10 protein-coding genes are annotated in these 10756 nt (G+C 45.3%); 6 read left to right on the top strand and 4 right to left on the bottom strand.

Features of this window, described 5'->3' with window-relative positions; genetic code table 11:
* Window positions 1–29 precede the first annotated feature (29 nt).
* Together Pcarn_RS19275 and Pcarn_RS19270 are read left to right on the top strand one after the other, a co-directional pair.
* Window positions 30–875 carry a pirin family protein gene (locus tag Pcarn_RS19275; protein WP_261835943.1) on the top strand — a complete coding sequence of 282 codons (846 nt, stop codon included), beginning with the start codon at window positions 30–32 and terminating at the stop codon, window positions 873–875.
* 339 nt (window positions 876–1214) lie between these two features.
* Window positions 1215–1442, top strand: coding sequence for a cation transporter (locus tag Pcarn_RS19270; protein ID WP_261835942.1), 228 nt, complete (start codon window positions 1215–1217; stop codon window positions 1440–1442).
* A gap of 89 nt (window positions 1443–1531) precedes the next feature.
* Here the strand turns inward: Pcarn_RS19270 and Pcarn_RS19265 are convergent, their stop codons facing one another.
* Entirely contained in the window at window positions 1532–2425 is an 894-nt protein-coding gene (locus Pcarn_RS19265) for an ROK family protein (protein ID WP_261835941.1), read from the bottom strand.
* 110 nt (window positions 2426–2535) lie between these two features.
* Here Pcarn_RS19265 and Pcarn_RS19260 point away from each other — a divergent pair, with 110 nt between their 5' ends.
* A complete protein-coding gene (locus Pcarn_RS19260; protein ID WP_261835940.1) occupies window positions 2536–2832 on the top strand; it encodes an isoamylase early set domain-containing protein in 297 nt (98 codons plus the stop codon).
* Window positions 2833–2937: 105 nt separating this feature from the next.
* Here the strand turns inward: Pcarn_RS19260 and Pcarn_RS19255 are convergent, their stop codons facing one another.
* Both Pcarn_RS19255 and Pcarn_RS19250 read right to left on the bottom strand, forming a co-directional pair.
* Window positions 2938–5322 carry a glycoside hydrolase family 2 protein gene (locus Pcarn_RS19255; protein WP_261835939.1) on the bottom strand — a complete coding sequence of 795 codons (2385 nt, stop codon included), beginning with the start codon at window positions 5320–5322 and terminating at the stop codon, window positions 2938–2940.
* Between the two features lie 159 nt (window positions 5323–5481).
* A complete protein-coding gene (locus tag Pcarn_RS19250; RefSeq protein WP_261835938.1) occupies window positions 5482–6468 on the bottom strand; it encodes a zinc-binding dehydrogenase in 987 nt (328 codons plus the stop codon).
* Window positions 6469–6543: 75 nt separating this feature from the next.
* On the opposite strand from Pcarn_RS19250, the gene Pcarn_RS19245 reads away from it, so the two are divergent.
* The 3 genes from Pcarn_RS19245 (at window position 6544) to Pcarn_RS19235 (ending at window position 9805) form a co-directional block, all read left to right on the top strand.
* Window positions 6544–7434 carry a LysR family transcriptional regulator gene (locus Pcarn_RS19245; protein ID WP_261835937.1) on the top strand — a complete coding sequence of 297 codons (891 nt, stop codon included), beginning with the start codon at window positions 6544–6546 and terminating at the stop codon, window positions 7432–7434.
* Between the two features lie 99 nt (window positions 7435–7533).
* Window positions 7534–8727: an OmpP1/FadL family transporter gene (locus tag Pcarn_RS19240; protein WP_261835936.1), complete on the top strand. Its 1194-nt coding sequence runs from the start codon at window positions 7534–7536 to the stop codon at window positions 8725–8727.
* A 127-nt stretch (window positions 8728–8854) separates the two neighbouring features.
* Complete coding sequence (locus Pcarn_RS19235) at window positions 8855–9805, top strand: LysR family transcriptional regulator (protein ID WP_261835935.1); 951 nt, start codon at window positions 8855–8857, stop codon at window positions 9803–9805.
* Here the strand turns inward: Pcarn_RS19235 and Pcarn_RS19230 are convergent.
* On the bottom strand, window positions 9802–10740 hold the full coding sequence (locus tag Pcarn_RS19230; RefSeq protein ID WP_261835934.1) for an aminoimidazole riboside kinase: 939 nt from the start codon (window positions 10738–10740) through the stop codon (window positions 9802–9804). The genes Pcarn_RS19235 and Pcarn_RS19230 overlap by 4 nt on opposite strands.
* Window positions 10741–10756: the final 16 nt, after the last annotated feature.

The following is a 10756-nucleotide window of genomic DNA, read 5'->3' as shown; positions in this document are numbered from 1 at the left end:
AATTATGCTTTTGATAACTGCTAGGAGGCATGATGAACAGACGAAACATACAGAAATTAAAAGCCCAACCAACCTCAGACGGTGATGGCGTCAAAATTGCTAGAATTGCAGGATTCGATCATCCGGATTTTTCACCGTTTCTGATGATCGACGAGCTGAAATCTGATGATAGAAAAGACTATGTCGGAGGGTTTCCTCCGCACCCTCATAGAGGTATCGAAACCCTGACTTATATGCTCAGTGGTCACTTCCAACATAAAGACCATATGGGAAATGTTGGTGAACTGAGAACCGGTGGTGCTCAGTGGATGGCTGCAGGTCGCGGAGTGATACATTCCGAAATGCCAATCATGGAAAACGGACAATTGCATGGCTTCCAGATTTGGATAAATCAGCCTGCAAAACACAAGATGTCTCCAGCGCGATATAAAGACTTTCAACCTGAAACCATTACCGAGGTGCCTATCGGTAAGCATGGGGTAGTAAGAGTTATTGCTGGAGAAATCGCACTCGATGGCACTTCCATACAAGGTCCACTGCTTGAGTCCAGCGCCGATATTAGTGTTGCCGACATCCGCTCCTCTCAGCCACTATATGTGAAAGTCAGCCTAAAGCCCAATTATCAAGTGCTTATCTATGTTTACAAAGGAAATTTAGAACTCGCAGGTACACAATTTAAGGCAGGAGAGATGGCACTTTGTCGTGCAACCGATTTGGAAACCCTTAGATTAGACCATGAAACAGGACTGTTATTATTGTCTGGTGCCCCCATCAATGAGTCTATCGTCCACTATGGTCCGTTTGTCATGAATTCAGAACAAGAAATCATGCAAACAATTCAAGATTATAATTCTGGTGTTTTCGAAACTTATTAATACCTAGTTACAAAGTAAACATTCATCAAATAAATGTCGGCATTTCCATTGTGATCAAGCCGACATTTTATATTGTAATGAAACTGCAAAGTATTTTATTCTCAGGAAAACGTTTACAGCTATTTTTTTAGAATACCCTTAATTAAAAAATAGAATTAAAGACTGGCAAAATTAACTTATCAAGGCATATAAACCGATATCAACTACTATCAAGGCGCTATCGAGTGAAATATATTGATAAAGCCGATTGATCAAGCTCAAAAAACGACCAAATTACACTTTCTACCCCTTAAGGGTTATGGGATACTTAACATGTCTACTTCAATAGGAGGAAGAGACATGAACAAAGACTCATTCGGCATCTGCTTAAGTAGAGCGATGTTAAAAGAAAATGAGCGTACAACCTTTACCCATGTTCGAGCTTATCAAGCTGACGACTCACAGGTAGATTTAAAGGTGCTTCTTGCCATCCCTCAAATTACAGGGAAGGACTTACTCGATACTATGCAATATTCTTGTAACCTTGTTTGGCGAGCATCCTATTTCTGCAGAGCGGAATACGAGTAGAGGCGGTCGCCCATTGATACACCTGCAATATAAAAACACAACCCGTTAAGCGCCTGTTATTCCCCTAACAGGCGCTTTTATTTTAGCTGTTATCTCGCAAGCCAAGCCGCGCCTCTCACGCCACTGCTATCGCCAAATTTCGCCTTTAGCACATTGATGCTTGGCTCTTTGGAGAAAACGTATTTCTTCATCACTGCTGGCAGGTCTTGATACAGACTTTCTACATTAGACAAGCCGCCACCCAGCACAATAGCGTGTGGGTCAATAATGTTGGTTAGAGCAGCAAAGCTCCTAGCCATCTGATCTACAAGTAGCTGATAAGCCTCTGCTGCCTCTTTGTCACCCTGCTGATATAGCTCAATTATTTCTCTCGCGTTCAATGACTTAGAGTACTTTTTGTTAAACTGATCAGCGAAACCAGTACCCGAGATATATTGCTCGATGCAGTGCTGCCTGCCGCAATAGCATGGACCGATATCACCATCTATTTCTGGGTTATAACTAGGCAGAGGGTTGTGCCCCCACTCTCCGCCAATGGCATTTGCGCCTACCAACACTTGCTCGTTGATAACCACACCACCGCCACACCCTGTGCCTAGAATAGCGCCGAATACGACGGCTTCTCCCTTACCTGCTCCATCAACCGCTTCGGACAAAGCAAAGCAATTAGCATCATTGGCACTGGTTACCAATTTACCCGTCAAATCAGACAGATCTTTAGCGACATTCTTACCATTTAAAAATAACGTATTCGCATTCTTAATTAAGCCTGTCTTAGGACATACCGCGCCAGGCAAACCCAAACCAACCTTATTAAATGCACTAAGATTGGCCTCTACCTTGATCAACATGCCCTGTAATAGTGCAATGAAGTCAGAATAATTATCCGGTGTCGGCTCGCGGAATTTTAATAACTCCTCACCCTGTTCAGTTAACACTTTTACTTCAATTTTAGTGCCACCGATATCAAATCCGACCAACATATTAGATCCCCATTCAAATTTATTTAGAAAAGTAAAAAAAATCTTGCAGTAGAAAAATTAATCGCTGAAAATTAGATCAGTTTTATGATTAAACTATAAGGAACATAGCAGTGCTGAAAAAACGATTTTTCAAAACCAAGAATGAAGTTGAAGTAACTTTCGAATGGCCTAAGGGTGACGAACAGTCAATTTCCCTAGCTGGCGATTTCAACGACTGGCAGCCAGTTGAAATGAAATACAGCAAAGCCAAGAAAGCATTCAACTTCAAAACCCGTTTCCCTAAAGACGAGGAATTCCAATTCCGCTATCTAATTAATGGTGAAGTCTGGGAAAACGATCCAAAGGCAGACGCATACATTCCTAATGATTGCGGCAGCGACAACAGCGTAGTATCCACCGCAGTTTAGCATCTCCCTTTCTACTTAAAGGCTCACCTCGGTGAGCCTTTTTCTTTTGCGGAATATTAATCCACTCTCTATTCACATACTGTGAGCAAGACTCGCCAATTACACTTAGTAACTGTTGGTTAGGTGGTAAACCCGCAAACTCTTCAGGTCCTCACTGTCACCGCTGTAAACCACTTCCCTGTCGCCAATCAGAGTAAAACTGGAATCGCTAAAACGTCCGCTTCCATCGCACTCTAGGTGTACGAAAAAAGCTGGCTTATCTGTCTGTAGCAAAATTCGGTTGCCTTCAACTTTCCACTCAAGGTGAGCTTTTGGCATTGGCAAAGACTTGAACTGACTAGACGTGAACCAAGTGTTCTCTACCTGCTTACCAAATGCTTTTAGCTCCACGTAAAGAAATCCACCGTTATCAGGTTTGTTTAGCTCAAGAACGGTTTGATTATCATCTGCACCTAAACTTGGCTCTAGCGCCCAGCGCTCAAGCTCATCTCCCTGCCAGTTAATGTGTTTCACTACGCACTGCACCGAGCCTGACTCTCTGCTTTCATTTATCACCTTTACCTGAAGCCGGTCGCCATCTTCCACAAATGCGGCATAGGTTGGACTAAAGAATCGCTTGGCATGGTAGTGAAGTTGCTTCCAGCGACCACTGTACTCAATGCTCGACCATGAACTCACCGGCCAGTTGTCGTTTAATTGCCAATACAGCAGCCCTCGACAGATTGGGCTCATCGCACGCCAATATTCACATCCGGTTTTTATGGCGATGGCCTGCTGTACTTGGCTCAAATACAGCATCTGCTCAAAGCTCTTTGGAAAGCGAAAATAGCGGGTAAACATCTCGGTAATGATGCTGTTACCTCGACCGTTCTTCTGATGGGATTCAAAGGTTGGGGAGGTGATGTTCCAATCCTGCTCTGGAAAAAAACGCTTCACCTCAGCAAACGAAGGCCAAGACTGGAAGCCAAATTCAGAGCAGAATCTAGGCTTGATGTTCAGGTAGGCATCGAAAGAGGCGTTAGAATGCCATACATCCCAAAAATGCATGTCGCCTTTATTGTCGTCATGCCATGCATCACCGTAATCCAAGTCACCATTACACGGCGAGCTTGGCCAAAATACTCGACTTGGGTCTTCTCTCTCTACCACGCTGGATAAGACGCGACTTAGACGATCGTAGTTCACCACATATCGGTCTCGATTGGCTTTAGACTCGTCATACCAAGTCAGCGCTCCGATAACCTCGTTATCTCCGCACCAAAGCGCGATACAGGTGTGCTCTTTTAGACGACGGATCTGATAAACAAGCTCCTGCTCAACATCATCAATAAACTCAGGCGTCGAAGGATAAAGAGCACAAGCAAACATCATGTCTTGCCATACCAATAGCCCGAACTCATCACATAGCTCATAGAAGACATCTGATTCGTATTGTCCCCCACCCCAAACGCGGAGCATGTTCATGTTGGCATCTACGGCGCTTTGTAACAGCCCGCGATACCTTTGCTCGCTCTCTAGGGATGGCATAGCATCCATAGGGATCCAGTTGGCACCTTTCGCCGAGATAGGAAAGCCATTAGTACGAAACTCCATTGCAGAACCAATCTCGTCAGCCGAGGTATTCAGCTCTAGCTTTCTTAGCCCTATTTTTCGCTGTAAATGTTTATCCCCGAGCGAAACTTCAAGAGTATATAAAGGCTGCTCACCATAGCCCGCTGGCCACCACAGCTCAGGCTCTTTAACCTCAAAGTTGACCTTAGCTCTGTCTGAGCCAACAAGAGATAAGCACTGCTCGACCCCAGCAAAGCTGACTAAAAGGTCGGTTTGTTCACTGCATTCAAACTCTACTTCTATCTCCAGCGCTACAGAACCACTCTCGTCCCAGACTTGGTTTGTAGACACCTGCCCTAGCCTCGCAACTTGAATACGTTCAATCTTGATGCTGTCGTAGATACCGCAAACGACGAGATTAATCCCCCAATCCCACCCAGAGTGGCATTGGGTCTTGCGCAGTAGATTCATATACGGCACTTGGTTATTGCCCACTGCCCAAGGAATGAAGAATGGCTGCTTGTCCGCGCGCCTCTGCGCCTCTAAATCGGCGCGGGAAAACCTTACTTCTATTTGATTGCTACCAAGCTTTAGATAGGGTTTGATATCCACTTTATACTGACAAAACATATTGCTGCAGCTGAGCACATGATGTTCGTTTATCCATATCTCGGCCAAGGTATCCACTCGGCTCAAGGTCAGTTCCAGTGACTTGCAATCAAGGTCCTGTTCGTCTAACTCAAAGCTCGATTGGATCATCCAGTCACTTTGCGAAACCCACTGTACCTCTTTTTCATTAGTCGCAGCATAAGGGTCGGGGATCAGTCCGGCTTGAAGCAAAGCATAGTGGTTATCTCCAGGAATGGAGATAGGAGCCTTAATATCGGGATGCTGAGGAGACGTGAGTTGCCAGATGCCATCTAAGCTGATGAAAGACATGGATATTTAACCTTTGAGTCGCAAAATGGACTCAAATACTAGGCAACTTGCTGAATAAGTAATGTGACCCCTCACACAGCTCTATATGAAGGGTAATTTCGCGTTAAAAATTAAGATCGACAGCACACTTTCATCGCATGCCGTCCCACAAATTAATGCTTAGTTGAAAGAAATAACGACTTTACCTACGGTGCGCTGCTCACGGATCTTCGTTAAGGTTTCACCAGCTTGGTCTAGGGTTATCACCTCAAGTTGCGGCACCACTACCTCTCCTTTTTCTAAAAGCAGATTAAAGGCATTACCTGCACTCACGATAGAGTTGCGGCCCTTGCGATGATTCACATGACCTGAACCTAGGCTTAGCTGATGGAAACTCAGACCGCGCAAGAAGATATCGTCATACGCCTCTGGCCTTACGTTTTGTACCAGCTCTACCATGTGACCTTGATAGCCAAGCACCTTAGTACAAAGAATGTCGTTGTCTCCGCCCACACAATCTAGGGCAACGTCGACACCACGACCTTGGGTGATCTCATCTACTATCTGCTCAACGTCTTGGTTTCTGTAGTCAATACAGTGAGTTGCACCGAGCTCCGCCACAAAGGTGTGATTCTTCTCAGAGCAAGTAGTGATGATGGTCGGCACCTTGTAATGCCTTGCTAGTTGAATAGCAAAACTACCTACACCACCCGAGCCACCAGCGATAAAGATAGAGTCACGGTTTTCGATATCCAGCTTATCCACCAGAGCATTCCAAGCAGTCCAACCCGCACATGGCGTAGCAGCCGCAACGACCGAATCTACGTCTGGATGCTCGATGAGTGTGCGAGAATCATGCACTGAGTATTCAGCAAAGCCCCCTTGCGTGCGGCGCATGTTGCCATGATAAAGGACCCTATCACCTACAGCCCACTCGATAACCTTGTCACCCACTTCGACAATCTCGCCAGCAACGTCCAATCCACCGACAAAGCTATCATCCATGTTCTCAACCATGCCTTTCCATAGGTGCACTTTCGCATCTACAGGATTCAAGGCGACAGCATCCACTTTCACGATTACGTCCCAACCCGTTTCGAGTTTTGGCATTGGAAGGTCTTTAACAATAAATTGGTCATCGCTCGCACGATAGGTTAACGCTTTCATACTTTTTCTCTATCTTTTAGCTAGTTAGGGTATGTTAGGTATAATTCTAACAGAGTCCACAACACATAGAATCGAATGCTCAATCCTAACTGGCTTAAAACCTTTAAAACCTTGGTCGAAATCAATCATTTCACAAAAACCGCTGAAGCCCTGTTCATGACACAACCTGGCGTGACTCAGCATATCCAAAAGTTAGAACAAGCTTGTGGTGCTGAGCTCATTATTAAGCAAGGCAAGCGCTTTGAACTGACCGAGCAGGGTCAAAAGGTGTATGAATACGCCAACCAGTTTATGGAAGAGCAGCAGCAACTGCTAAGTGAACTGAAACAAGATGATGAAAATAAAGGCCCTATTTCGATCTCCTGCTCAGGTTCGCTGGCTCAATGGCTCTACCCCATGTTTATCGCCATTCAAAAACAGTACCCTGGCTTAGCCATAGAGGTTGAGGCTGCCCCAAACTCAAAGATCATCGACAACGTACACTCAAATACTTCCTCCATTGGGCTTGTGACTCAGCAACCCAGTTCTGGGGAGTTTGAAATAAGTCATATTGGAGATGAGGAACTCTATCTGGTAATGCCAAAGAGGATGCATGGCAAAGAGATAGATCAAGAGTTGTTGGATGAACTGGGGATGGTCAAGCATCCCGATGCTGAGCACTATGTGTCTCGTTATCTGAGAGAAAGTGGTGAGGCATCGCTCTCATCAATACGAGTCTCTAAAATCCCTGCGGTGAGTTACGTCAATCAGCTCAGTCAGATCCTATACCCGATTGCTCAAGGAATTGGTTTTACTGTTTTACCAAAAAGTGCCATCGTCTCTTCCCCTTGGTATGACGAGCTCTATATCTACTCTCCACAAAAAATCGTGTCCGATAAACTCTATCTCATTCATAAAGCCAATCGACAATTGCCGGCTCGATACCAAAGATTCACACAGCTTATTAAACAGAGCTTGCAAGACTGATATACGTCAGGCGCATAACAAATATCATTTCTTAGCATTGGAACGAATGACTCTCGAGGGTCACACTCACGCGCAATTAATCTTGTCGAGAGTCGAACCATGTCCTTCCATAAATCTTCCCTTGCTCTAGCTCTATCCTTTGCCCTTCCTTCTGTTGCCTCAGCTAGCGGTATTTTTCTTTCCGAAGCAGGTTCCGCCAACTTGGGTACTGGCGGTGCTGGTGACGGGGTTTATACCAAGAACGCAGTAGCAATATGGACCAACCCTGCTACCGCAAGCTTTATGGAAGAAGAGCGACACACCATTAGTGCGACCGTGCTGAACTTGAATATGGGATATGAGGATAACAATGGTGGCGTGGGCGCAGAGTCAAACAAGACCATGCCCGTTGCTAGCTATTTTAGTAATCACCATATCAACGATAAGTGGAGTTGGGGTCTAGCTTTGTCTTCTCGTGGCGGTGCCGCTCTAGACTATGGATATGAATGGGCAGGTGCTGGCCAATTAACTGACGTTGCGCTCGTTACTTATCAACTCAACCCGTCTGTGAGTTATCGTATCGATGAGAGAGCTGCGATTGCTTTCGGTCTACAGTTGGATTACGCACTTATCAATGCAAACACTAGTGCTATTGAACTAGATACTAGCGATAGTTTCGCTGCTGGTTTCAATGTCGGTATGATGTTTGATGTAACTGAGAGCGTAAATCTTGGTATCTCATACCGTTCACAACTGGAACATAACTTTGATGGTGATACGCGCTTAATCTTAGATGAAGATAAAATGGTTATCGGAACTGGAAAATACGGTGCACCACTTATCACTCCTGCAATCCTTGATATAAGTGCTAGCTATAAAGTAAGCGCTAAGACCACAGTCTTTACGTCTGTTCAATGGCATGATTGGAGCAAATGGGACAAGACAATTGTTGAACTCGACTATGGTCGAGGTGAACGCAATTATCCTATCAACAGAGAGTTTGAAGACGTTTGGCACTTCGGCTTTGGTGGTGAGCATCAGCTAGGGAATAGCTCTTGGACCCTAAAAGCAGGCTACTCTTACGAGACCTCTCCACTAGACGACAAAGCGAACCAATCACCAGACCTTCCAGTTGGCGAACAGCACAGATACTCTATTGGCCTATCTAAGCAATTCCAAGACAGCACTCTAGATCTGTACTATGAATATGCCGACTTCGGTGAAATGGAAATAGCTCAAGAGGGCAGATTCAAAGACCTTAACGGCACCTTCATCGGCCAAGTTCACTTCGTAGGCGCAAGCTACACCTTCTAATAGTGACTAAAAATCAGATATTTATAGAAAATTTGCGAGCCCTTGTGCTCGCTTTTTTTTAAAGCCTTATCTACATTATTAATCAGAAAGATAAACAAACTATAGATTTATTACTGAAGTTAATACCATGAAGACACTGGAACAACAGCTCTCTCGAGTGGATCTAAACCTATTGGTCTCTCTAAGCGTCCTTCTTAAAGAAAAGAATGTATCCCGCGCCGCAGAAACACTATATCTCTCACAACCCGCGATGAGTCGAACCTTAAAGAGGCTTCGAGATGTGTTTGATGATCCACTTTTCTACCGCGAATCCGCTGGACTCCAGCCGACCGACAAGGCCCTTAGCTTGCAAGAACCTCTGTCTGAGATATTGATGTCGGTGAACAAACTCATCGATAGCACTAAATTTACGCCAGAGCTTTGCGATCAAACGTTCAAGATTTCTCTTCCACCTCTTATGAGTCGCCAGTTGTCTGTGCCACTAGTAAGAGAAGTAATGAGGGCAGCCCCTAAAGCAAGCCTATTGGAATACCCAGCGTCAAAAGATCCTGAGAAACTGCTTAAACAACGTGAGGTAGACTTCTCCATTCACATCACAACGCCAGCAAACAAAGAAGAATTTCCTAGCGAGCTTATTGGTTCGACCTATGGTGTGATTTACGGGATGAAAGATCACCCACTTGCGACCAAAAAAGGGGTCTCAATAGAAGATTGCGTTAAGTATCCTTTTATGGACCTTAACCTAGATTTACGCTCTGATGCAGACTCGCAGAACCCAGTGGATGAATATCTGGCGCCTTTGGGTCTTAAACGTGAAGTAACCTTTAAAAGTGGTCAGCTAAACACCCTAGTAGATGCTATGGAAGACTCAAACAACCTGCTGGTATCTACCCACGCATTGAGAAGTGTCGACAACTTTCGAGAAAGATTGGTCCCTATCTATAGCATGAAGGGCGCATTGGATATCGATGTCTACTTGCTCGAACACAAGCGCACCGCCAATAGCGCCCCCCATCAATGGCTTAAAGGCTTGATCTTAGAAACCCTAAGAGGTCGCGCCTTTAACTGCGAGGTTTAACCCGCTAGATAAGCTTCTAGTTCACTTTCAGTAGGAAGTGCCGTCATCGCACCCTTTTGAGTGGTTGCCAATGCGCCGCAAGCATTGGCCCACTTAACCGCGTGACGAATCGCATCCGCACTTTGCCATTGCTCTGCACGAGCAAGAGATGCAAGCAAACCACCTACAAACGCGTCACCCGCGCCTGTCGTATCTACAGGCTTAACCGCCTTACCAGATTGAAGCTCTTGTTCACCCCCAAACACAACTAGCGCACCTTTTGCACCCTGAGTGATCAGTACAAGTTGGTTATCGGTTTGTGGAAGACTCGCTAATGCAGATTCAATTGAGTCACAGCCGGTCAGGAAGAGTAACTCATCATCAGAGAACTTAACCACGTCAGCCAGTGCAATCGCCTTTTGAACTACAGGGATAATCTCTTCAGGGTTTGCCCACACTTCATCACGAAGGTTTGGATCGAAACTCACAAAACCACCCGCTTGTTTAATCTGCTCCATCGCAGCCAGAGTGCTTGAACGGCTTGGTTCATTCGCTAGCGCAATTGAACACACATGTAGCCACTCACCTTGTTTGAAGCTAGGTACATCTTGCGGCACTAGGAATTGATCAGCACTTGGTTTAACCATAAAGGTAAAGCTGCGTTCACCGTCGTCATCCAGATCAACGATAACCGTCGAAGTGCGTTGTTCGTCATCTAGAATAAGGCGACTTGTCTCTACGCCCTCATCAGCAAGGGTCTTCTGCATAAAGCGACCCAGAGGATCATTACCTACTCGCCCAAAGAAACCTGTCTCACCTTGTAGACGGGCAATAGCTACCGCTACATTGGCCGGTGCGCCACCAGGACACTTTAGATAAGTGAATTGATCGTTAGGAATCAGGTCAACTACAGCATCGCCTGTTAGCCATACACGGTTTGAAGTTTGGATAGTCATAATTATTGCCCTCTAC

Source organism: Vibrio ishigakensis (assembly GCF_024347675.1).
Lineage (GTDB): Bacteria > Pseudomonadota > Gammaproteobacteria > Enterobacterales > Vibrionaceae > Vibrio > Vibrio ishigakensis.
The sequence above is the reverse complement of the archived record's forward strand: the minus strand, read 5'-3'. Positions and strand labels throughout refer to the sequence as shown.